16 protein-coding genes are annotated in these 24,396 nt (G+C 47.8%); 14 read left to right on the forward strand and 2 right to left on the reverse strand.

Going from position 1 to position 24,396, the window contains the following annotated elements; all coding sequences use genetic code 11:
• The first annotated feature begins 15 nt into the window (after positions 1-15).
• The 4 genes from ASG89_RS09400 to ASG89_RS09415 are packed head-to-tail and all read left to right on the forward strand — an operon-like array spanning position 16 to position 4,991.
• A complete protein-coding gene (locus ASG89_RS09400) occupies positions 16-897 on the forward strand; it encodes a carbohydrate ABC transporter permease (protein WP_057310321.1) in 882 nt (293 codons plus the stop codon).
• Between the two features lie 47 nt (positions 898-944).
• Positions 945-2,624, forward strand: coding sequence for an extracellular solute-binding protein (locus ASG89_RS09405; protein ID WP_063867801.1), 1,680 nt, complete (start codon positions 945-947; stop codon positions 2,622-2,624).
• Between the two features lie 53 nt (positions 2,625-2,677).
• A complete protein-coding gene (locus ASG89_RS09410; protein ID WP_057310322.1) occupies positions 2,678-4,135 on the forward strand; it encodes a sulfatase-like hydrolase/transferase in 1,458 nt (485 codons plus the stop codon).
• Between the two features lie 28 nt (positions 4,136-4,163).
• Positions 4,164-4,991 (forward strand): sugar phosphate isomerase/epimerase family protein, encoded by an 828-nt coding sequence (locus tag ASG89_RS09415; RefSeq protein ID WP_057310323.1) that lies wholly within the window; start codon positions 4,164-4,166, stop codon positions 4,989-4,991.
• 144 nt (positions 4,992-5,135) lie between these two features.
• Here the strand turns inward: ASG89_RS09415 and ASG89_RS09420 are convergent, their stop codons facing one another.
• The gene (locus tag ASG89_RS09420; RefSeq protein ID WP_057310324.1) at positions 5,136-5,978 is read right to left on the reverse strand and encodes an AraC family transcriptional regulator; all 843 of its coding nucleotides are present in this window, start codon (positions 5,976-5,978) and stop codon (positions 5,136-5,138) included.
• A 205-nt stretch (positions 5,979-6,183) separates the two neighbouring features.
• On the opposite strand from ASG89_RS09420, the gene ASG89_RS09425 reads away from it, so the two are divergent.
• The 10 genes from ASG89_RS09425 (at position 6,184) to ASG89_RS09470 (ending at position 24,224) form a co-directional block, all read left to right on the forward strand.
• Positions 6,184-7,785 carry an extracellular solute-binding protein gene (locus ASG89_RS09425; protein ID WP_057310325.1) on the forward strand — a complete coding sequence of 534 codons (1,602 nt, stop codon included), beginning with the start codon at positions 6,184-6,186 and terminating at the stop codon, positions 7,783-7,785.
• Between the two features lie 28 nt (positions 7,786-7,813).
• On the forward strand, positions 7,814-8,770 hold the full coding sequence (locus tag ASG89_RS09430; RefSeq protein WP_057310326.1) for an ABC transporter permease: 957 nt from the start codon (positions 7,814-7,816) through the stop codon (positions 8,768-8,770).
• Positions 8,771-8,784: 14 nt separating this feature from the next.
• Positions 8,785-9,678, forward strand: a complete 894-nt coding sequence (locus tag ASG89_RS09435) for a carbohydrate ABC transporter permease (RefSeq protein ID WP_057310327.1) — start codon at positions 8,785-8,787, stop codon at positions 9,676-9,678.
• 43 nt (positions 9,679-9,721) lie between these two features.
• Positions 9,722-10,363 (forward strand): hypothetical protein, encoded by a 642-nt coding sequence (locus ASG89_RS09440; protein ID WP_057310328.1) that lies wholly within the window; start codon positions 9,722-9,724, stop codon positions 10,361-10,363.
• 58 nt (positions 10,364-10,421) lie between these two features.
• Positions 10,422-11,264 carry a LamG-like jellyroll fold domain-containing protein gene (locus ASG89_RS09445; RefSeq protein ID WP_082592941.1) on the forward strand — a complete coding sequence of 281 codons (843 nt, stop codon included), beginning with the start codon at positions 10,422-10,424 and terminating at the stop codon, positions 11,262-11,264.
• Positions 11,265-11,297: 33 nt separating this feature from the next.
• Positions 11,298-13,313: an alpha-L-arabinofuranosidase C-terminal domain-containing protein gene (locus ASG89_RS09450; RefSeq protein WP_235549677.1), complete on the forward strand. Its 2,016-nt coding sequence runs from the start codon at positions 11,298-11,300 to the stop codon at positions 13,311-13,313.
• 46 nt (positions 13,314-13,359) lie between these two features.
• Entirely contained in the window at positions 13,360-15,135 is a 1,776-nt protein-coding gene (locus ASG89_RS09455; RefSeq protein WP_057310330.1) for a glycoside hydrolase family 2 protein, read from the forward strand.
• Between the two features lie 101 nt (positions 15,136-15,236).
• Positions 15,237-21,272: a LamG-like jellyroll fold domain-containing protein gene (locus ASG89_RS09460; RefSeq protein ID WP_235549678.1), complete on the forward strand. Its 6,036-nt coding sequence runs from the start codon at positions 15,237-15,239 to the stop codon at positions 21,270-21,272.
• 35 nt (positions 21,273-21,307) lie between these two features.
• Positions 21,308-22,744, forward strand: coding sequence for a sulfatase (locus ASG89_RS09465; RefSeq protein WP_057310332.1), 1,437 nt, complete (start codon positions 21,308-21,310; stop codon positions 22,742-22,744).
• A gap of 79 nt (positions 22,745-22,823) precedes the next feature.
• Positions 22,824-24,224, forward strand: coding sequence for a sulfatase (locus ASG89_RS09470; protein WP_057310333.1), 1,401 nt, complete (start codon positions 22,824-22,826; stop codon positions 24,222-24,224).
• Here the strand turns inward: ASG89_RS09470 and ASG89_RS37550 are convergent.
• Positions 24,202-24,396: hypothetical protein (locus ASG89_RS37550; RefSeq protein WP_235549679.1), on the reverse strand; the 195-nt coding region annotated here is incomplete at its 5' end. The genes ASG89_RS09470 and ASG89_RS37550 overlap by 23 nt on opposite strands.

Here is a 24,396-nt window from a genome sequence, read left to right on the forward strand (position 1 = left end):
TTAGGAGGAATAATCATGAGAATTTCGAAGGGTGAAAAATGGTTCTACGCCATTAATAATATGGTTTTGGCTCTGCTAGGGCTGACCTGTTTGTTTCCGCTTATCAACACGATAGCTATCGCATTTAGCGACACCGCGGCTATCGAAACTGGACAGGTCACTTTCTATCCAGTGGGTTGGCATACTGAGGCTTTCGTCTCTCTGTTCAAAGGTACGCGCATCGTATCCGCCTTTCAGAACAGTATCATCATTACTATCATTGGTGTTGTCTTGAGTATGACGGCCACGATCATGACCGCTTATCCAATATCCCGACGAATTTTCTACGGGCGCCGTTTCTTTACACTGGCTATGGTATTTACGATCCTCTTCTCAGGGGGGCTCATACCGACGTATTTGGTTGTTAAGTCTCTCGGTTTGATGAACTCCTATTTTGCCTTATGGCTGCCTGCGCTTGTAAGCACATATAACATGCTCGTCATGCGGACATTTTTCGAGAACATACCTGATGAAATTGATGATGCTGCAAGAATTGACGGTTGTTCGGAGATCTCTTACCTGGTTCGTATTGTACTTCCGCTATCTTTACCGGTAATTGCAACTTTAACCTTGTTCTATGGCGTCAGCTACTGGAACATGTTCATGAACGTATTGATTTATATTCATGATACGAGTCGTTTTAACTTGACTGTACTTGTCCAAAATATGATTCAAAGCCAAAGCTTGCTGCAGGAGTTATTAAATAGCGGTGTAACCTCTGGTGTACAATCGCAGGTCGTGCCAGAGTCGTTGAAAGCGGCAGGTGTACTGGTTGTTGTTCTACCAATGCTTGCGGTTTATCCATTTCTGCAAAAGTTTTTCGTAAAAGGTGTTATGCTTGGTTCCGTCAAGGGCTAAGCTCGCAATCATACAAACAAACTTATCGAGTTGAGAGGGGTTATCGTATGAAAAAGCATCAATGGGTTACAGGCATGCTGGTGTTCACTTTAGCGGGAGGGACATTGCTTGCTGGCTGCTCGTCTACGAATAAAGGCGATTCAGGAAAATCTGGGAAAGATGGCGAAGGCGAGGCGAAAAAGAACATTACCGTGTCTATCTACGACAGGGGGAATGTGTCGCCAGACGAGGGGACGATTGAGGCGAATCGTTGGACGAAGTGGATCAACGAGAATGGCCCAGCAAACGTAAAGTTCGTAGCGATTCCAAGAGCTCAGCCGGAAGAAAAGATTAACGTACTGTACGCTTCTGGAAGTGCGCCAGACCTGCTGTTCGAGTATGCGCCAAAAACGAAGGATCCGCTTCAGCAGCAGAAGCAGTTCATGCCGCTTGACCAATTGATCGAGAAATACAGTACCGAATATAAAAAAGTATTGCAGGATAATCCTTCTTTGAAGAAGGCGGGTACGAAAAGCGACGGAAAGCTATACTATTTTGGAAAAGTGAATTGGGTTGAACCGAACCGTGGGTTACTGATCCGGACGGATTGGTTGCAGAAGTTGGGGCTTTCCGTACCGCAAACAACGGAAGATTTGTACAAGGTATTGAAAGCGTTCGCGGAACAAGACCCAGACGGAGACGGCAAGCGAAATACGTACGGCATCTCGTTAAGCAGCAATTCCAGCTTCAGCCTCAAGCAAATATTCGGGGCGATGTCCAAGTGGGTGGTAACAGACAACCAGTTGAAGCTAGATTGGGACCGTCAGAAAGAGTATTTCACGTTTGCAAAGCGTTTGTATGATGAGGGTTTGATTGATAAGGATTTTACCACAGATACAAATGGCGCCAAAGCGAAGCAGGATTTTCTTACTGGTAAGGTTGGTATTTACGGATTCCTCACTTCGGATGTTGTGAAGGATACGCTTCTAGGAACGATTAACCCTCTGAAGAAGAACGTACCCGGAGCTGATGTTGCGTTCATGCCGTATCCAAAGAGTCCGTTCGGTTCCTTCGTGCCAACGTTTAAAAATCCCGTTCAAATGACTGCTGCCATTAGCGCGACTACGAAAAATCCGGATGCCGTCATCAAGTACGTTGATTTCCTACTCAAGGATACAACAACGAAGGCGCTTGATTATGGCCAAGAGGGGACGCACTATAAGGTAACAGATGGGTGTGCAGAAATTAATGATGCCAACAAATTTAAGAAGGAAGTATCAGACCTTACGCTTGATATGAGAATGTTGGAAAACAGTGGTAACTCATTTAACAAGTGCGATGTGCCTCTTGTCGCATTCAAGAGTGATCCCAAAAAAGACGAATATCAAAAAACGTACGATTCGTTCCGCGAGACTTACATGACGTTCGACCGCAGCTATCCAGAGCTGACGCATTCCGAACACATGCCGACACCGCCAAAAGACGTTTTTAGTGTGGAATCTAATTTGGATAAAGCGATTGGTGATATTTGGTTGAAAGCTATAGTCAGTGGGCCAAAGTACTCCATTGATCAGGCGCTTAAAGATGCGCAAGCTGCTTGGAACAATTCAGGAGGCAAGCAAGTGGAGGATTGGTACAAGCAGTGGTACGAAACAGAAAGCAAAAACTCGATCTTGTCTTCCGACATTTTCGACATTGCTAAAAAACAAAATGAGCAGTATAAAAAAATTATGCAAGATCTCAAATAAAGGGAATAGGGCAGAGGATATCCTCGAGCCCTTTTTCATTAGGAGGTATTGTTTTGAAGACGATAATGATTCTAATGGATTCTTTAAACAGGCATTATTTAAACTGCTACGGTGACTCTTGGGTTCAGACACCAAATATCGACCGTTTGGCTGAACGGGGGATCGTTTTTGACAATCATTTTGCCGGTTCACTGCCCTGCATGCCCGCCCGCCGCGACATCATAACCGGCAGACTTAACTTCCTCGAAACGCCATGGAGTCCACTTCAGCCCTTCGATGAATGCTTAGTCCGTGAACTGAGGAAACAACGTGAAACGTACAGTCACATGATTACCGACCACTTTCATTATTTTGAATGGAATGGAATGGGTTATCACACGGGCTTCAACACTTGGGAATTTCTAAGGGGGCAAGAAGGCGATCATTGGCATCCTCGGGTCAAGGATCCGGTTGTTCCGGTGTACCGAGGTAAGAATAGAAGGCAGGATTGGGTTAACCGCGCGGCAATGAATTTGGAACGAGATGAGGATTACCCAACTCCGCAATCGTTTATGAGAGGGATTGACTTTCTCAAACACAATTATGCGCAGGATAACTGGCATTTGCACTTGGAAGTGTTTGATCCCCACGAACCTTTTGTATGTCCGCAAAAATATGTAGATATGTATAAGGATACTTGGAACAATAAGTATCATTTCGATTGGCCGAGTTATGGACCGGTGGATCCTGAGCATGAAGGGGAAGAGGCCATAGCACATATCCGCAATTGTTATGCAGGCACCCTGACGATGGCAGACGCTTGGCTTGGCAAATTTATGGATACCATGAATGAGCTTGATCTATGGAAAGATACCACTGTTATTCTGACAACAGATCATGGGCATTTATTAGGCGACAACGGCTATTGGGCCAAAAACTATATGTTTGACTACGCCAAATTAGCGCACATCCCGCTTATTGTGTATTCACCGCGGGCGGCGAACAATGGTCAGAGAGTTAATGCGCTTACGACAACCATTGACTTGATGCCTACGTTTATGGAGCTGCATGGGGCCATCCCCTCCCATAATGTGCAAGGCAAATCACTTGTTCATTTATTGCATGATGATCAATTCCATCATGACGCTGTGCTTTATGGCTATTTTGGCAAGGATATAAACCTTACGGACGGTAGGTATACGTATTGCCGTCAACCAATCGAAGGCAGTATCGTTCACCACCATACGGCTATTCCAGTCGGAGCTATGGCTGACCCGGAAAGCTATGCGAATGCAGAAATGGGGCGTTTCCTCAAGCGAACGCAGATGCCGGTTTACCGAGTTCCGGTGAAATCGCGCAGACATCACAATGCCTCCGGCTTGCCGCTTCTCTATGATTTGCTCACCGATCCCGAGCAGCAGACTCCGATCCGTAACCGAGAGCTCGAGGGAAATATGGAAAGCAAGATGAAGGAGCTTCTGGTGCGATATGAAGCACCTGACAGCCAATATATAAGAATGGGTCTTAGCTAAAAACTTTGTATAATGGGAGTGAATTGCAATGATTATGTTAACTGGATTTGCGGACGAAATCTCACCTGATTTGGATACGCAGTTAGATATCCTGGCACAGGAAGGCATCTCTTATCTAGAGCTGCGCAGCGTGTGGAAAACAAATGTGCTGAAATTATCGGACGATCAGGTGAAAGATGTGAAGATGAGATTGGATAGCAGGGGCATTAAAGTTTCGTCTATCGGCTCGCCAATTGGGAAAATAAAAATCATAGATGATTTTGAATCTCACTTGCTTGATTTTCAGCGAGCCATCTCTTTGGCGAAATTTTTCGAAACGCCGTATATCCGCATTTTTTCCTTTCTCATACCCGAAGGAGAAGGTCCTGATCGCTACAAAGAGGAAGTACTCCTTAGAATGAAGGAGCTTGTCCGGATTGCAGAGCAGGAGCAGGTCATTCTGCTGCATGAAAATGAAAAGCATATCTACGGAGATACGGCGGAACGCTGCCAAGTCTTATTAGAAGCTTGCGGATCTTCTCATTTCCGCTGTGCATTTGACCCCGCAAATTATATTCAATGTCAAGTACGGCCTATGACAGAAGCATACCCGTTGGTAGAATCTTATATCTCTTATATTCATATCAAGGATGCGCTTTTGGAAACAGGAAAGGTTGTCCCGGCTGGGGAAGGGGATGGTCAACTTGCAGAACTGCTCTCTGTCTTGAAAGAGCGGAAGTATGAAGGTTTCCTTTCACTGGAGCCTCATCTCTCAGCAGCTGGGAAATTTGAAGGATATTCCGGAGGGGATTTGTTTAAGGTGGCTTCCGGAGCCATTAAAGAAATACTTCGACAGGAAGGTATAGACTGGAAATAATAGCGAAGTTGAGTATGAATGGATAGGTTGGGTAATAACCGGGACCCCCGATGGGGTGCCGGTTTGTTGTTCTTTTACAATCAAGACATAAGACTCTAAAGGCGAACGTTACTGCGAGCATTGTGATACATCCGGACGGTCCTTCTATTGTAACGGGGATTCGTAAATCAACGGCCTTTTTTTCCGGTATTCGGTCGGAGTGAAGCCCGTTTTTTTCCTAAACACGTTGGAGAAATAATGGGGTTCTGCATATCCAATCCGGTAAGCAATTTCATGAATCGACAGATCAGTTTCCTCAAGTAGCATTTTGGCCAAGTTTATTTTTTTAATCATTAGATAATCATAGACAGTTGTACCGATTTCTTTTTTAAACAAACGGTTAATTTGCTTGAACGACATGGCGAAATGCTGGCTCATCTGGCTAGAATGGAACGAATCCAAGCTCTGATTTTCCAAATACTGCTTCATTTGCTGAATTTGAACGGGTAAAATCGACTTTCTTTTTGCTAAAACATTAGCTAAGTTGGCTAAGATCTCCGAGCAATTCATTAGCAGCATGAGATGCAGCAGTTCATTATCCGGCAGTTCTCCCTGCATCAATTCAAAGCTTTTGCGAAACAGTGGTTCCAGGTGCGGGATGTCAGGGACCAGAATCGTCGACTGCAACTCAAACGCTTTCAGAAAACGTAGGCTGTTGCCGCGCAAGTTGTACCACAAATAAGTCCAGTACTCTTGCTGCTTCGGATCCGCTTTAACCTCATGATTATTGCCTTTGGGGAGTATAAATACGTCCCCCTTCTTCGGATGAAATGTAAGCGAATTCACTTGGATTATGCCTTGTCCCTCCAGAACAAAGCAGAGTACGGTAATTTCCGACCCTTGACGAACGTTTCGGTAATCGGAGTGGCAGTAATTTATGCCGAACATCGGGATGTGAATCGGCACCCTAAGATCGGTTGGATTGAAATAAAGCTCTCCATGCTTCATAAGCTCACCTTCTTTATAAAGGTCTTTAATAGTACTATAACATATTGCCAGAATTGTATCGATTCTAATGTCCCTATTGCACACCAACTATTCCAATTTAGGCATTAACTTCGAATGCCGAAGGGATTATTATAGATGAAAAGCGTCTCGTAGAAAGCGTTTTCTTTTCTTGAGATGATACCCAAATATGAGGAGGAACATAAAGATGCAAAGAAAATGGGGGACTTCACTGGTTTCTACCTTGGTCGTATCCGGCATGCTGCTCTCAGCATGCAATGCGGACAAACCAGGCGCTGGGCAAGACGCGAGCACGCCTAAAGCGAAAGATGGTAATTCCGTGTCGGCGGACGGATTTCCGATCGTCAAGGAACCGATTAAGCTGAAGATGTTTACCCGAATCGCGCCTGTCAACGGCCCGTTCAAAGATATGCCGGTATTCCAGGATTTTGAGAAAAAGAGCAATATCAAGGTTGAATTTATCGAAGCGCCGACAGACGGTTTCCAAGAGAAGAAGAATCTGCTGTTCGCGTCCAATGAGCTACCCGATGCATTATATCGCTCAGGCATTGGACCATTGGAAGCGATCCGCTATGGAACGGGAGGCCAGTTGATCCCGCTAGAAGATCTGATTGACAAGTATGCGCCTAATATCAAAAAGCTGATGGCACAATATCCTGAGATCCGCTCAGCCATAACAACTCCGGAAGGCCACATTTACGCTATACCAGGAATTGTTACATTGGCGGCGGCACGCACGGATAAAAAATGGATCAACCAGGCATGGCTGAAGAAGCTGAACCTGCAAATACCTGAGACAACGGACGAACTGTACGAGGTGCTGAAAGCATTCCGGGACAAAGATCCGAACGGCAACGGTAAAGCGGATGAGATTCCCATGACCGCACGAGCAAGCGCAGGTGCGGGCCTAGGGTTGCCTCTCATTAACATGATGTCGGGATCGTTTGGTTTGGATCAACAGTTTGGCTATGCTATCAATCTGGATAAAGACAAAGTACAGATATGGATGGGAAGCGACCGAAATAAAGAGATGCTGATGTATTTGAACAAGCTCTATAAGGAGAAACTCCTAGATTCCGAAGTATTCTCACATAAAGAAGGACAATATCTGGCCAAGCAAGGATCAGGCAATACGGGATTCTTTTTCGATCAGACCAACAATAACTTCATGACCTTAACGGATCAGTATACAGGGATTGCCCCTCCCAAAGGTCCGTTCGGAGACCAGATGCAAAGTCAAACTGCACCGGTACCGCGGGATTTCGGAGCCTTTGCCATTACCCCGGTCAACAAGCAGCCGGAAGCAACCATGCGCTGGATTGACTATTTCTACAGTGATGAAGGCTCTACCTTGCTTAGATTCGGCAGAGAAGGTGAGCATTTCGATATGAAGAACGGAATCCCGTACTATAAGGAAGAATTCCTGAAGTCGGGCAATCAGTCCAAAATCACGCCATATGCCGGCGGAGGAGCCCCTCACTTGATTAGTGAAAAGGTAGCGTCTTTCATTAATCCACCGCAGGTTCAGGAAGCTCAAAAGAAGTTGGATCCGTACATGCCAAAAATTCGTTATGCAGCACCCATGTTCGACGAACCAACCGCGCAAAAAATCAACGTGCTGCGCAATGATATTGACAAATATTACGATGAGCAAAGCACTAAGTTCATTGCAGGCGCCATCAGCTTCGATAAGTGGGGAGAGTTTCAGGCCACTTTGAAGAAAATGAAAGTAGACGAGCTGCAACAGCTGTATCAAGACGCTTATGATAACCTCAAAAAGCAAAAATAAGAACCGCATGACGGCTGGAGGGCTACAGATGAAAAGTACGGCAAATACTGTGGGCGTTGCGTCTCGATCCAAATCGAGGCGCTCCAGCCTCTTAAAATCAATGGGTAGTCGATACGATCTCTACCTGATGCTACTGATTCCTATGGCATGGTATCTGGTGTTCCATTATGGTCCCTTATATGGCTTGCAAATTGCGTTTAAAAACTTCAGCCCAGCCAAGGGGATCGGTGCCAGCGCATGGGTAGGCTTAGATCATTTTCAACGCTTTGTTGAATCTTACTATTTCTGGAGACTGCTGTGGAACACCATTTCGATTAACTTGTTCTCCTTATTGTTTGCTTTTCCTATTCCAGTACTTCTGGCTTTAATTGTTACTGAAATCCGAAATAAAGCATACAGCAAGATTGTGCAAAACATTACGTATATCCCTCATTTTATTTCTATCGTCGTCATGGTAGGCATGCTGATGGTGTTTTTATCTCCGCGAGGAGGTCCTGTGAATACGATCATTGAAGCATTTGGCGGAGAGCCGGTTCGATTCTTGGATTCAGCGGGCTGGTTTAAGTCCATCTTCATCGGTTCTAACATATGGCAAAATATGGGATGGCAATCGATTATCTATATTGCAGCTCTTAGCGGCGTCAACCCGCAGCTGTATGAAGCGGCCAAAATGGATGGAGCAAGTCGATTACGGCGCATTTGGCACGTATCCATTCCAGGCATTCTTCCTGTCATCGTTATCTTACTCATTCTCGATGTAGGACATTTCATGAGTGTCGGTTTTGAGAAAATTTTGTTAATGCAAAATAATTTGAATTTGGAATCTAGTGATGTCATATCTACCTTCGTCTACTCGGCAGGTATTCTTAAAGGAGAATACAGCTATACAGCTGCAATTGGCTTGTTTAACTCCTTTGTTAACCTTGTGCTGTTAATACTCGTAAATCGCTTTGCCCGTAAGAAGGCAGAGACAAGCTTATGGTAAGGAGGGGCTATGTGATGAAGGAACTAACGCCCAAGAAAAGAAAATCGGATGAAAAAATATTCGATGCCGTCGTCAACTCATTGGCTGCCATTATTTTGGTAGTGGTGCTGTACCCGTTACTATATATCGTTAGTGCATCCTTCAGTGACCCAGCTTTGGTGCTGAATGGCGAAGTGCTTTTGCTGCCTAAACAGATTACTTTTGAAGCATACAAGAATGTATTTCAAAACGCTCAAATATGGAATGGATATGGAAATACCATTGTATATACGCTTGTTGGTACGGCGATCAATCTGATCATGACAACATTAGCGGCTTATCCGCTTTCAAGACCAGACATGCCTGGGCGGGGAGTCATCATGTTTTTTGTAACGCTTACGATGTTTTTCAGCGGGGGGCTCATTCCGTCTTATCTCCTCGTTAAAAATTTAGGTATGGTGGATACGATGTGGGCGCTAGTGATCCCTGGCGCAATTGCCACCTATAATTTGATTGTCATGAGAACGTATTTTCAATCGAACATCCCTTGGGAAATCCAAGAAGCGGCACATATCGACGGATGTTCGAACTGGAAGCTGTTGACACATGTGATATTGCCGCTTTCCAAGCCGATCTTGGCAGTCATGGTCCTGTTTTACGCTGTCGGTCACTGGAATTCATACTTCAATGCCTTGATCTATATTCGCAGCAAGGATATGTACCCGTTACAGCTCGTGCTGCGTGAAGTTCTTATGGTCAGTCAGGCGGATTCATTCGACAGCAATGTAGGGTTGGAGTCTAAGGTGCTGCTGGCCGAGAGCATGAAATATGTGGTCATCATTATATCCAGCTTGCCGGTACTGGTGATGTATCCTTTCGTGCAAAAGCATTTTGTAAAGGGCGTTATGATCGGTTCTTTGAAAGGATAAGTCTGGAAAAGGGACACATCGATTAGAACTGGAGTTGCGTAACATGAAAAAAATAGTCCCCTGTTTTGCAAATAATATGATTCTTCTGTCGACGGCCCTAACTCTCATGCTGTCGGTTGCCGGCTGCCAGAGCGATTCGGTTGGGACAGGGGAATTAAAAGGAGGCTCGGCAGAAGTGAAGCCGGCTTATTTGATGACTTACTTTCGCTCCGGCCCAAATCAAACGGACATGACGCGAAAGCTGCATTACGCGTTTAGCCGAGACGGGCTTCATTGGTATGAGCTGAACAATAACAAGGCGGTTTGGGCGACACCGGTCGGTGGAGAGATCATCCGGGATCCGTTTATGAACAAAGGCCCCGATGGGAACTATTATCTGGTTCACACCATGCATTCGGAACCATTCTCCCCTTATGCCAGAAGGCAGATCGGGTTTGCCCAAACAAGCGATTTGATCACATTTACCGATGCTAGGCCTCTTACCGTGATGGAGAATTACAGTCAGGTAGGAAATTCGTGGGCGCCCGAGTGGAACTGGGATGAAGCGAGCGGTCGGTACATGGTCCATTGGTCATCCACGCTGAATTCAGACAAGGCCAACGACAACCGAATTTTCAAGAGCTATACAAAGGATTGGAAAACATTTACTCCTGCTGAACCCCCGGTACTCGATCATCGATTCTAACGTAACTCAGCATAATGGAAAAAATTATTTATTTTTCAAGGATGAGCTCACTCGTCCCATGCGCAACAGGGTGGCCGTTTCCGACAGGATGGACGGAGGCTACGGCAGCATAAGCGAGCTGATCACACCGAATACGACCGAAGCGGCGCAAGTGCTCCAATTAACCGGGCAGCAAAAATGGTATCTGTATTATGACTACTGGGCAGAAGGAAAATACGCCGTGATGGAATCGACCGATATGGTCAACTGGTCCAAGGAGCTGAAGCAAGACGATATTCGGTTTCCGTACCAACGCAGACATGCGTCTTTCTTCCCGGTTTCGGAGGAAGAGCTCTTCAAGCTGATCAACCATTTTTCCTTGCTGGCCCGTTACAGGATGGACGATAGCTGTGGAAAACTGTTAAAAGAAGGGGCGGCGAATGAAGATTTCCTTCAAGAATCGTATTCACTTCGAACGGTATCCTTCTGGATGAAGGCGGAACAGACAGATGGAACGCAAGTGTTGTACGACGAGGGAAGTGACACCACAGGGCTTGCTATCCAGTTTGCGAAAGGACGCCTGCAAGCTGCAACGGCGGATGGAGGGAAAAATGCCGTCGTCTCCGCAAAGATAAAGGATCCGGGCATATGGCATCACGTAGCTGCGGTTTTCAGTGAGGGAAGTTTAAAGCTGTACGTGGATGGCAAATTGAATGACACGGTTAAAACTGGTTTTCAGAAAGTAGATGCGCACCTGGGTGAAGGCGGATTCGGCCGCCGATTCGACAAGGACGCTTTCGGTGGCTCGGGCGAAGGAGCGGATTTCCGCGGTGTGCTGAGCGAGGCTGCCATATATAACACTCCTCTGCAGGACGCGGATGTGGCCTATCTTTACAAAGAGGAAGTTAAAAAAATGCGGTGAAGCGCATAACGGATGGAAGGAAGATGGAAGTTCATGATGCAATCAAGAGCTAAGATACAGGTGGATATGAAGCAGGTCGGCAAAGACCCAATTCATCCTTATTTGTTCGGACATTTTGTGGAGGATATCCGTGATCACATGGATGCGATGTTGGCCTATCCTCTTAAAGATATGGATTTTGAAAGCATGGATGTGACGTCTAAAAGGCTTTCTGGAAGCTGGCGTCCTTATACGAACGGGAAAAGCACTGTCTATGCGCTTGAACCTGCCGCAACGTTGCATTCCGGCCATAGTCAAATGATTCGAATTTATAGCGATGACGAAGCTTACGCGGGTGTAAGCCAGTCCATTTCAGTAAAGAAAGACCTAGAAGGATATCGACTGGCCCTCTATGCAAGAGCTTCTGTCGAAATCAAGTTCGTCGTTGCAGAAATTGTAGATCGGATGAGCGGAGACATACTCGGTTCGGCGCGAATTGATCTGATGAGCCATAACTGGATGCATTATGAATCACGACTCACGGTAATATGTGATTGTGAGCATGCGGAGTTCAGATTATACGTACCCTCGGATCACGAGCGTTGGCTTGATCATGTATCTACGGGGATGCTCTGGCTGGATCACATTTCGCTCCTTCCTTCTGACAGTAGAGGCAATGTCCGCAAGGAAGTCATGGATATGACCAAAGACTTGAACGCCGGCATGATGCGGCTCGCAGGGAATTACATTAGCGCGTACCACTGGCAGCAGGCTGTCGGGCCTGTTTATGAGCGGCCCTGTGTAATCAATGAAGCATGGGGAGGATGGACGAGCAAGTATTTTGGTACGGATGAGTTTATTGGGTTTTGCCGTGATCTGAACGTCGAGCCTCTTATTTGTGTGAATGACGGTTCGGGAACGCCGGAAGAAGCGGCCGAATGGGTTGAATATTGCAATGGCGGTACGGATACCCCGATGGGACGGTTGAGGGCCGCTCATGGGCACGTCGAGCCTTTTGGAGTGAAGTATTGGGAGATCGGGAACGAGGTTTGGGGACCATGGCAGGTCGGACATTGCAACGCTGAGCAATTCGCTGATCGATATGTACTGTTTGCCAAGGCCATGAAGGCTATCGATCCCGAAATCAAGCTGCTCGCCTGCGGGGATACGAAGATGGAGTGGAACGAGCCTCTTCTGGAAAAAGCGGCTGAGTTCATGGATTACTTGACCTTGCACTTATATCACGGTTATTCTCGATTTGGAATGAATCATCGTACACCGAGGGAAGAGCGGTATAAGGCGATCGTCTCTTATCCCGAATGGACAAGGGAATCTATACGTCAATTGAGGGAGAAGTTCGGATCATCCGATCGCTATTCCCACCTGAAACTGGCAATTACGGAATACAATACGATGTACTATCCCAATACCATCCGTAAGGATCTACCCAATGAGCATACCCTTGAAGCTGCGGTAGCGAATGCAGCAAATTTGAACGAATTTATCCGGCAATGCGACCTGGTAGAGATAGGCAGCTTCTCCGACCTTGTTAACGGCTGGCTTGGCGGATGTATCCGGGTTGGGGATTATTATGCGGATCAATTTCGCGGCAAATCCTCGGGTTGGAGCGGCAAATCGTTAACCGTTTACGGCACACCGACCTATTATGTTATGAACATGTACGCGAACCGGGACCTAGGCTACCTGGTACAAACTCATACCGAATGCGGCAGCTTTCAGGTGAACAGCCCACTGTCTGAAGCGCCTCAGCTTGATCGCTTGCCGGATCTGGACGTCGTGGCTTGTACGAACGTACAAGGAGATAGGCTTACGGTCTTTATGGTGAATCGCAGCCTCGAAGATACGTTAACGGAAGTGCAACTGGGCGGATTTGCCGAGTCGGGCACAGCCTGTCTGTCGGAATTGACTGCAGACGATTATGAGACGATAAATGATGTTAATCATCCGAATGACGTAATCCCCCAGGCACATCATTTGTCATTCATTCATGGTGTAGTTTCCTGTCAACTGAGGGCATCTTCTGTCTATATACTGGAAATTACAAGATAAAATTCCATAAAATGAATTGTTTTAAACAGAGGAGCGGAGAAACCAAATGACAACCAAGAAATATGTAAAAAATTATCCGAGACCTCAGTTCTTAAGGGATAACTGGGTCGATCTGAACGGAGAATGGAACTTCGGTTTCGATGATGCCAACGCAGGTGAAGCCAATAGGTGGCCACGTAGCTTTGGCGGAGACCGTAAGATTATCGTTCCTTTCACCTATGAGACGAAAGCTAGCGGGATTGGAGAGGAAGCTCACCATTCCTTCGTCTGGTATAACCGAAAGCTAGACATTCCATCGGAAGCGGACGACAAGCGAATCGTCTTGCATTTTCAAGCGGTGGACTATATTGCGAAGGTATGGGTAAACGGTGAATGCGTCGGAAGGCATCAGGGCGGCTATGCGGCTTTCTCGTTCGATATCACGCCCTATGTGACATTCGGAGCTCCGAATGAGCTCACCGTGAAGGTGGAGGACAGCAAGGATGCGACTCAACCGCGTGGAAAACAACGATGGGTGGACGAAAACTTCGAGTGCTTCTATGTGCAGACGACAGGCATCTGGCAATCCGTCTGGCTCGAATACGTAGACGGGTTACACATCGATTCAGTTAAAATAACGCCAGACCTCGACCGTTCAACCGTTCGTTTCGAGTATCAGGTGAAGGGTGATGTATACACCCAAAGTGGACTTCGGCTGGAGACGATCATCACCATGAAGGACCGCCAGGTCAAACAGACCAGCCTGACCATCGACCGTCCTTGGCTTTCGCTCGAGGTTGATCTCGTTCACGAGATGAACGGACCGTGGAAGCGCCGATACTGGTCTCCCGCCCATCCGAATCTGTATGATGTAGAGTTAATTTTATATCGGGATGACGTCGAGATCGACCATGTTTATACCTATTTCGGCATGCGGAAGGTATCTATTGAGAAGGGCAAGGTGCTGCTGAACAATGTGCCGATCTATCAGCGGCTAATCCTAGATCAGGGATATTGGCCGGACAGCCACCTGACTCCCCCTTCCGAGGAAGCGCTGATCGAGGATATCGATCTGCTGCTGCAGATGGGGTATAACGGTGTCCGTAAGCATATGAAGATCGAGGATGCCCGATTCCTGTATTGGTGTGATGTGAAAGGCGTATTGGTTTGGTCTGAGATGGCTGCAACCTTCGAATTTAATGACAACGCAGTCCAGAACTTCACGTCGGAATGGATGGAGATCGTGCGCCAGCAATACAACCATCCTTCTATCATCACCTGGGTTCCGTTCAACGAATCGTGGGGGATTGCAAACATCTTCAAGGATCGCAAGCAGCAGCAATTCACCGAATCGATCTATCATCTGACCAAAGTGTTCGACCCGAATCGCCCCGTCGTGACCAACGACGGTTGGGAGCATACGGTGTCCGATATATTGACTCTCCATGATTATGTGGAAACGAAGGAGAAATTCCTGGAGCGCTACGCCAGCAAGGACGATATCGTGGGCAACGAGAGGACATGCAATCAATTCAAGTATGCTCTCGCCGACGGCTACAGCTACAAGGGGCAGCCGATTATCATCAGCGAATTCGGCGGCATCGCCTTCCAGTCTGACAAGGGCTGGGGCTACGGCAATCAGGAGGCCACCGAAGAGGCGTTCATGAATCGTTTCTGCGGTATTCATGAAGCGATCAAACAGACGGACTACATCGTCGGATACTGCTATACACAAATCACCGATGTCCAGCAAGAGATTAACGGACTTCTGACCGAGGATCGTAAGCCTAAAGTGCCGATCGACAAGATTAGGGAGATCAATCTGGGTTTTATAGGTAAGTAATAGCACAAGAGAAGACCCGGCGGCCGCCGGGTCCTTCTTAAATAAATTGAATTATCGAATTGGATACAATCGGAGGGAATGATTTGGACAAATCGATGCCTATGACAAAAACAACATGGCAAAAAACGCTCGCGGTCCTCGTATTCACACTTATGCTGCTTGGCATGATCCCGCCAGCGACTCTTGTGCCGGTTGCTTCGGCAGCGGTGGAAGAGGCGGAAGCACCGAATTTCAATATACCGGCGGGCATTTACTCTGAACCGCAAACGGTTACATTAAGCACGTATTCCCAGGGTGCAGTCATTCGTTACACGTTGGATGGAAGCGAACCGACATCAAGCTCTCAGGTGTATACGGAGCCGATCCCTGTCGATTCCGTTACGCAAATCCGGGCCTATGCCGAAATGCCAGGCGGAACGGCCTCCGCGAAAGTTGAAGCACTTTATGTCATCGCTAATATCGAATCGGAATGGAGCCATGATTTCAGCCAGTTCAACCCGTCGGATTGGCAGTTGTACGCAGGTAATACTCAACCGACTAACGGCACATGGTCAAATTCCGATGGACAGTATGTGGCGAACAAGACGGATGCCAACAAGGCAATGATCGCGGCATTGGCCAACGCTTCTCCGCAGAATTTTGTCATGGAAGCTGACATTAATCCTTACAGCAGCACGTTGAATTCAGGATTTGTCTTTCGAGTGACGGAGCCTGGCGCCGGCGCAGACACGATGAATGGTTACTTTGTCGGTTTTGCCGCAAGCGGTGTGTTAGCGGCTACTAAAATGACACGTGACGGGTCTACGGGCAAATTCACCCAAATTATGCGATTGGATGGGACGAATGGCACGAGCAAGGTTCCGGTTACGCCCAACGCCAAGAATCGGTTAAAGGTGGTCGGACTAGGCACTACTTATTATGTTTATTTGAATGGGAAGTTTCACTTTAAATTCACCGATAAGGATCATACCATTGGGACTTTCGGAATAAGAGCCTGGAGCTCAGCTTTGGCTTCGAACCCAACTGGGAATGTAGCTTTTGATAACATAAGAATCCAGTCTTTGTCAAGCGATCGCATCGCAACGCAAGAGCCGGATCTGTCTTCCTTTACCGTCGATCATTTTGATTCTTCTTCCCATGGAGTAGAATGGTCAGTTTATCAAGAGGATGCGGGCAAATGGAGTCTTACCCAAAATCCGGGTTATTTGACCATTCAGACAACAGCCACCGATCTCTATCAGGCGAATAATACTTTGAACAATGTATTTTTGCGTGATGCTCCAGAGAACTTTGAAATCGTAACCAGTCTGCACGCTCCGATACTACGGAACCATCAACAGGCAGGCTTGATTGTGATGCAGGATGCCGACAACTTCTACAGAGTGAATCAGGTATGGAATAATACGGCTAAATTCATCGAGACAGGTTCTGAGACGGCAGCCGTGTACACCAGAAATGGCATGACTGATCATCCGGGCGGTTTGCAAGTCAAGCTTAAAATCAAGAAGGTCGGAAATCAATACACGAGCTATTATTGGTCAAACGGAAGCTGGGTGCTAGCGGCTGAACCGGTCAATCTGAATTTGCAAAATATTCAAGTCGGTTTTTATGGAAACAACAATGTTACGCCGACTTATCCGATCAATGTGAGGGTTGACTATTTCGGCATCAAGAGTATTGACCCGGCGGATGAGGAGGAACCAGAAGAACCGGAAGAGCCGGAGGAACCGGTGGAACCGAAGGTTATTAGCCTGCCCAATACCGGATTAGAGGCCTGGTATAAATTGGACGAGGCTCCACTCAGTTTCTTTGCTATGGACTCCTCGGACTACAATAATCACTCGTATCTTACATATGGTACCTGGCTTCCTGAAGGAGGGGTAAACGGCGGCGCCCTTTCATTAAACGGGACAATGGACAGACTTGTCATAAATGGGCCATCCGGTACATTCTTGAGAAACGAATTTGACCAACACTCAGCCTCGTTGTGGTTCAAAGCCAATAAGATGGTAGCCAAGCAGGTGCTGTACGAGCGGGGAGGCAATGCAGCCGGCCTGGCTGTTCAGCTTAATAGCAACAAGCTGGAAGCAGCTGTGGCTTCTGGGACCAATCAGCATGTTCTCTCTGTGGATTTTACCGACAAGACATCGTGGCATCATGTGCTTGTTACATTTGACAAAGGGGATTTCAAGCTCTATCTGGATGGCGTTCTCGTGGCGCAGAAGGATACGGGCATACCGCTTGTCGCTGCAGCGTTAAACGGAGGCGGCATTGGCTGGAGACAAGAAGTGGATGCGTTTGGAGGACCTGCTTCTGGGGCTAATTTCGAAGGACTTATTGATGATGTACGTCTCTACAATACCGTCGTTGTGCCGACGATCGGTGTCGTTTCTGCCGAAAGCATCCAATTCAATGAGACCGAATTAACATTGAATCTAGGCCAGACGTATCCGTTGTTCGCATCGTTGCTTCCGATCAATACGACAAATCCGGCTCTTGTATGGCAATCCAGCGATCCTTCCGTTGTTCGTATCGATGCCACGGAGTTGTCTAAAGCAAATCTGGTGGCGAATTCGACCGGGACGGCAACAGTAAGCGTAGCAACCTACGATGGGAGCTACCGTGCATCCGTTCCTGTTACCGTAATCGCTCCGGAACTGCAAAGCGTCAAACTGAATCCGATTCGCATCACGTTACCTGTTGGAGTCGATTATGTGATGTCGCCGTTGTATGAGCCGTCGAATGTGGAGCTTCACAATCTGAAGTGGTCCTCCGACAATACGGCGGTTGCTTCGGTTGACGAAAATGGCAAGGTCACTACCCATGCACCAGGCCGTGCTATTATTCAGCTGGAGACGGGTGTAGGAGGCATCGGCGGGACGTCTGTTATTATCGTCGAGGAGGAAAAGGAAATCCCTCCCGTCTATTTGATGTCGTATTTCCGCTCCGATATTTCGCAAACGGGTCAAAAGGATGAATATTTGCATTTTTCCTATAGTAGAGACGGCCTAAAATGGTACGAATTAAACAACAATCTGCCGGTTGTCGATTTCAAAAGAGCGTTGAGAGATCCGTTTCTCGCACAAGGCGAGGATGGCATATGGCGATTGATGTTTACGGCCTCAACCGGAAATACTGCGACAAGCAAAGGTGTAATCAGTATGCTCGGCTATGCGGAATCTCAAGATCTGATTAATTGGACCAACTTCAAGATGCTGGACGTCATGAAGGCTTATAAGGATCGAGGCGAAGTCGTATTCAATTCATGGGCTCCTGAATGGTCCTATGATCCCGTAAATGAGGAATATGTGATTTATTGGTCCTCCACCGTTGGCGATTTCTCCTCAGGAAACAACAAGCATTATTATTTTACGACAAAGGACTGGTTAACCTTCAGCGACGCCAAGTTGTTCTTCGATCCCGGGAAGAAAACGATCGATGCGACGCTGTATCCGATCTCTGCGGATGAAGAGATTGCCGGACAACGAGTCAGGGATAAACTCGGAATTCCGGAGGACAAAGAGATTCCGGGCAATAACGTTTGGTATATGTTCTTTAAGGATGAAACGCCTGAGAATGCAGGAGGAATGCGGAACAGGCAAACATGGTCCGACGATGGCATTACTGGCACCTCGTCCTACCAGGATCCGGTGCACATAAGCGATTATGTAACTCCATTGAAAACGGAAGGCTCTTCGATATTCAAGGTGGGGGACAAGTGGCATATGGTTTATGACTATTGGTGGGCAGGCAAATTTGGACTGAAAACAACGTCCGATATTACCGATCCACTGAAATGGTCGGAAGAAAACTTAGACCTTAGAATCCCGTACAGGGCCAGACATTCGGGAATGTCGTTAATCAACAATACAGAACTGTGGAACTTGATTCAGCATTACTCTCTTGAGGCGTTCTATTCGTTCGTCGGCAACGCACAAGATCGCTCCGGTCATCAGTTTGACGGGGAGGCTATTGGCAATCCAACATTCGCTTCACCGGAAAGAGGCGCGGGTTATGTTGTGCTAAATGGTGACGGAGATGCTGTCAAGCTTACGCAAGACAACCAACCGTTCTATATTCGGACGGTCTCCCTATGGGTCAAAGCGGATGAGACGGATCGTTCGCAAATGCTGTATCACGAAGGGAACAGCGACGGCGGACTCGCCCTGAAGCTCGAGGGGAATGAGTTGGTTGCCGGTGTTTCCAAAGCTGGCGTTTTGAAGACGGTAAACACCGACTATGCGGATTCGGAATGGCATCTAGTAACCGTAGTCTACGAAGAAGGAATTCTGAAGCTGTACGTGGACGGGGTTGAAAAAGGACGATTGGATACCGGTTTCCAGCCGAAGCAATCCAGCTTGAATCCGAACGGAGAAGACCCGAAATCAAGAAACCCCGAACTGTACGATATCGAGAAAACGTCTTCATTGGCGATGATCGGAACAGGCTCGGCAAATGATGTATTCGGAACCGTTTCGAGCACAACTTATTTCAAGGGAGCGATCGGGCAAGTTGAAATCTACACGCTTCCGCTGTTCGATCAAGACATCAGTGAATTATACAAGAACAGCAAAGAGAGCTACGAGAACTTGATCATCGAAAGAACGATAATCAGTGCATCGGCTTTGCCCGAATTGGAAGTTTCTTATGGTACGCCTTATGATCAACTGGATCTGCCAAGCGAAGTGGAAGTCACTTTGGATGACGGAACCAGTTCTACGATTGGTGTAAGCTGGTCGGCAGGCGATTATAACGGTTCGTCTTCCGGTTCTTATAAGTTAAATGGCACATTGCTGCAGACGGATGGCATCAACAATAAGAATAACGTGCAGGTCCGAATTGTCGTTACGGTAATGGAGTCAGACGACTCGACAGTTCCGACCGATCCGACTGATTCGTCTGAACCGACACCGACACAGAATCCGTCAACCCAACCGAATCCGGCTAATGCGCAAGTTCGGGAAGACGGCAGCGTCATTGTCAAATTGACGGCTAAACTAAGTGGGGGAAATGTGGCACAAGTCGAGGCAAGCGCCATCGATTTGGAGCAAGCATTTGCACTGGCCCAAAGCGACGCAAACGGGATCAGAAAGATCACCTTGGGGCTTCCTGAAATCGCGAATGCAGGCTCCTTCAGGATTGAATTGCCGACTTCTGCAATCTCGGAGGGGAAGTTGACCAGAACCATCGAATTGCAAATGCCTTTCGGAACGGTCACGCTTCCGGAGAACATGTTTAAGCAAGGCGAGGCGGAAGGTTTTCCGACGATTCAGATGACAATAGGCAAAGCTGACATCTCTGGATTCGAGGAGGAACTGCGCACGAAGATCGGTGATCGACCGGTCGTGGAACTTCAACTCCATGCAGACAACAAACCACTGGCTTGGAGCAATCCCGATACCATCGTTACCGTATCGCTCGATTATACACCGACATCCGAGGAGCTTCTTGATCCGGAGCATATTGTCGTGTGGTATATAGATAATCAAGGCCATATCCAGTCCGTGCCGAATGGCAAATACAACTGGGAAACGGGCAAAGTGACATTCCGTACAAGCCACTTCAGTTCATATGCGGTTGCCTACGTGAAGAAGACGTTTAGCGATCTGGACCGCCATTCGTGGGCTCGTAAACAAGTGGAAGTGTTGGCATCCAAGGGCATGATCTCCGGGATATCGGAGGATGCGTTCGCACCGGATCGCGAAATCACAAGATCGGATTTCCTTCTGATGCTTGTTCGGACACTCGATCTGAAGGCGAAAGTGACTTCCAACTTCGAAGACATCAACAAGGAAGATTACTATTATGAAGCAGTCGGAATCGCCAAAGCGCTCGGCATCGCTTCTGGAGTGGGAGACAACACATTCCAGCCGAAAGCTTATATTTCCAGACAAGATATGATGGTGCTAACCGCGCGTGTCTTACAGAAGTACAATTGGTTAAGTGCTACGAAATCCGTCAGCAACCTGGATCGATTCAACGATCATCATGAAATCGCGGATTACGCGAAAACCGAACTCTCTTCGCTGGTTGACGCTGATCTGATAACGGGTTCCGAAAGCAAGTTGAATCCGCTCGTCAACGCAAATAGAGTGGAAGCCGCTGTATTTCTGTATCGTATTTACAATATGCACTAATCGACAAGCAGACGTCTGCGACTGGAGGAATTACTATGGTCAAACAGCCGAATATATTATGGATTTGTACGGATCAGCAGCGTTTTGACACTTTGGGATGTTATGGAAATCCTTTTGTCAACACACCGAATATTGACAGATTGGCCAATCGTGGCGTTCTTTTTGAAAATGCATATTGTCAATCAACGATTTGCGCACCGAGCAGGGGGAGCTTTTTGACTGGGCGCTACCCGAGAACCGTACGCCTTCGCAAGAACGGCCAGGACATTCCGGACAGCGAGGTGCTGGTGACCAAATTGCTGCATGACGCCGGCTATACGTGTGGTTTGTCCGGTAAGCTGCACCTTACCGCCTGTAACCCGAAGGTGAGCCACGGCACAGAGCGCCGGATCGACGACGGTTACGATATGTTTCACTGGTCGCACCATCCGAAGGATGATTGGCCTACCAACGAATATAGCATGTGGCTGAGGGCGAAAGGAAAAACGTTTGAATCGCGACTGGTGGAAGCGTGCAAATATGTCACATATGGACCTGATGCCGAGGACCATCAGGCTGCCTGGTGCGCGGAGAAGGCGATTGATTTCATTGAAGCGCACACCGGGAAGGAGCAGCCTTGGTTATTTTCGGTCAACATTTACGCCCCTCATCACCCGTTCGATCCGCCGGAAAGCTACCTGCACCGATATCTCGAAAAGCTTGACCAAATACCGCTTCCGAATTACATAGAAGGCGAGCTCGATTCCAAAACGAGCTTTCAACGCCACGATCATAAAGGGGCTTACGGTAACCCTAAGCTTTATCCCTTCAATCAAATGAACGATTCGGACCATCGCTATTTGACCGCAGCTTATTGGGCCATGGTAGATCTGATTGATGAGCAGGTCGGTGTAATGATGGATGCTTTGGAGCGGACCGGACAGCTGGAGAATACGATTGTCATCTTCATGTCCGATCACGGCGAGCTCTTGGGCGAACACGGGGTATATTTGAAGGGATCGCATTTCTATGAACCTTCCGTACACGTTCCCCTGATTGTCTCTTGGCCGGGAAAATATCAAGAGGGCGTTCGTAGTTCCGCCCTCGTAGAGTTAGTAGATCTCGCGCCGACGTTCTTGGAAGCAGCCGGCGTTGAACGTTATCACGGCATGCAGGGGAAATCGCTCACGAAGCTGCTCAGCGGCGAAACGGCAGAGCACCGGGAGGATGTGTACTGCGAGAACTATGAGACGATAGAGGGCAAGTACGGGAATGGATACAGCTTGATGGTGCGGGACCGCACGCACAAAATCGTCATGTATAATACCCGAGATGAAGGCGAGCTCTACGATTTGGTGAACGATCCGAACGAATCCGTGAATCTGTGGCATTCAGCCGAACACAGCGCGCTGAAGTTGTGCATGATGGAGCGCTTATGTCACCGGATGGCTGAAACAATTGATCCGCTGCCCGAGAAGATCGCTCCGTGGTGATGCAGCGGTCCAGATGTTCCTTTGGATACAAGACGAAAGGCAGCAATCCAAGATTAGTGAACTGACAGGAGTGATAGATATGAAACCCAACTTAGTCTATATATTTGCTGATCAACTGCGCTTGTCTTCCTGCGGCTTTGCCGGCGATAGCAAGGCATTAACGCCAAATATCGACAGCCTGGCTGCGGAAAGCCGATGCTTTTCGAACGCGATTTCGGGACATCCGGTTTGCGCTCCGTATCGGGCGTCGCTATTTACCGGTAAATATACGACGAGTACCGGCATGGTTATCAATGAAATTCGCATGAATCCGAACCATCACAGCTTTGCTCACGTCCTTCATGAACAGGGTTATGATACTGCCTACATCGGCAAATGGCATTTGTGGGCTAATGAGCTTGGCCATCATTACGAGCCACGAAATTCCTTTGTGCCTCCTGGGGAGCACCGGCTTGGCTTTGACGGCTTCTGGGCAGCCTACAATTTTCACCATGAATACTATAACATGTACTACCACACTGACTCGGCGGCGAAGATACCGATTGAAGGGTACGAGCCGGACGGGCAAACTAGCTTGGCCATTGAGCAGCTCAAGGAAAAGTCCGCCGGGCAAAAGCCGTTCGCTATGTTTTTATCGCTCGGCACACCGCATGACCCTTGGGATATCAGCAATGTTCCGCCGGAATATTATGAAAAGTTCAAAGATGTCGAGTTTTCGCTTCCGCCGAATTACCAAGAACATAACGATCCGTATGCAGACAATTGGGCCAAGTTCCGTTCTGTGGGGAGAGAGAAAATCACCGACTGGCTTAAGGTGTATTACGCCATGACGGCCAATCTGGATTGGAATGTGGGCAGATTAATTGAGGCAGTCGACGAGCTTGGCCTGGCGGACAACACGATATTCATCTTTACCTCCGATCATGGCGAGCTGTTCGGAGCCCATGGCAGACGGGGGAAAAATATCTTTTACGAGGAAGCCGTTCGCGTGCCGTTCCTGCTCCGTTGGCCGGGTCGGGTTCCGCAGGGCAGTGAGTCGGATGTATGCTTGAACACCTGTGACATTATGCCGACTCTGCTCTCTATGCTGAAGCTGCCGATACCGGCAGAAGTAGAGGGCATGGATTTGAGCCCGTTCGCGTTCGGTGAAAAAGGGGAGGAGCCGGAAGCGGCTTTCCTGCAAGGAACTGGAGCAACGGCCGATTGGTCGGACGGACATGAGTGGAGGGCACTCCGAAGCAAGCGATTTACTTATGCCATTTACCGGGCAGACAGGAAGGAGCTGCTGTTCGATAATACGGCGGATCCGTTCCAAATGACGAATTTGGCGGAGCAATCGGACTATGAGCCAGTCGTACTCGGCTTTAGGAAGATGCTCGAGAAGAAGATGAACGAAATAGGGGATACGTTCGAAAGCTGCAGCTGGTATCGGGATCATTGGATCGAGGACAGGATTATTATGCGGACCGCCCGCGGATAGCCTTCAAAATTTTATTTGTCATATTATTTTCATGAAGAACCAGCAAACCCTTGAGTTTGCTGGTTTCTTGCATTGTGCGCCCAGCATGGGCGCTATCTATAGGGTGTAAATCCCGAATGGTGAAGGCAGTAGTAACCATTAGCTCAAGACAAGGGTGTCGACCGTGAGGTCG

It is taken from the genome of Paenibacillus sp. Soil766, assembly GCF_001428105.1.
Classification (GTDB): Bacteria; Bacillota; Bacilli; order Paenibacillales; family NBRC-103111; genus Paenibacillus_E.

What these genes read in the sequence shown, in the direction of transcription:
- ASG89_RS09425 (WP_057310325.1), top strand. Translation starts at nt 6,184, where the DNA reads ATGCAAAGAAAATGGGGGACTTCACTGGTTTCTACCTTGGTCGTATCC.
- ASG89_RS09405 (WP_063867801.1), top strand. Translation starts at nt 945, where the DNA reads ATGAAAAAGCATCAATGGGTTACAGGCATGCTGGTGTTCACTTTAGCG.
- ASG89_RS09400 (WP_057310321.1), top strand. Translation starts at nt 16, where the DNA reads ATGAGAATTTCGAAGGGTGAAAAATGGTTCTACGCCATTAATAATATG.
- ASG89_RS09435 (WP_057310327.1), top strand. Translation starts at nt 8,785, where the DNA reads ATGAAGGAACTAACGCCCAAGAAAAGAAAATCGGATGAAAAAATATTC.
- ASG89_RS09415 (WP_057310323.1), top strand. Translation starts at nt 4,164, where the DNA reads ATGATTATGTTAACTGGATTTGCGGACGAAATCTCACCTGATTTGGAT.
- ASG89_RS09470 (WP_057310333.1), top strand. Translation starts at nt 22,824, where the DNA reads ATGAAACCCAACTTAGTCTATATATTTGCTGATCAACTGCGCTTGTCT.
- ASG89_RS09450 (WP_235549677.1), top strand. Translation starts at nt 11,298, where the DNA reads ATGATGCAATCAAGAGCTAAGATACAGGTGGATATGAAGCAGGTCGGC.
- ASG89_RS09455 (WP_057310330.1), top strand. Translation starts at nt 13,360, where the DNA reads ATGACAACCAAGAAATATGTAAAAAATTATCCGAGACCTCAGTTCTTA.
- ASG89_RS09465 (WP_057310332.1), top strand. Translation starts at nt 21,308, where the DNA reads ATGGTCAAACAGCCGAATATATTATGGATTTGTACGGATCAGCAGCGT.
- ASG89_RS09440 (WP_057310328.1), top strand. Translation starts at nt 9,722, where the DNA reads ATGAAAAAAATAGTCCCCTGTTTTGCAAATAATATGATTCTTCTGTCG.
- ASG89_RS09460 (WP_235549678.1), top strand. Translation starts at nt 15,237, where the DNA reads ATGACAAAAACAACATGGCAAAAAACGCTCGCGGTCCTCGTATTCACA.
- ASG89_RS09445 (WP_082592941.1), top strand. Translation starts at nt 10,422, where the DNA reads ATGCGCAACAGGGTGGCCGTTTCCGACAGGATGGACGGAGGCTACGGC.
- ASG89_RS09420 (WP_057310324.1), bottom strand. Translation starts at nt 5,978, where the DNA reads ATGAAGCATGGAGAGCTTTATTTCAATCCAACCGATCTTAGGGTGCCG.
- ASG89_RS09430 (WP_057310326.1), top strand. Translation starts at nt 7,814, where the DNA reads ATGAAAAGTACGGCAAATACTGTGGGCGTTGCGTCTCGATCCAAATCG.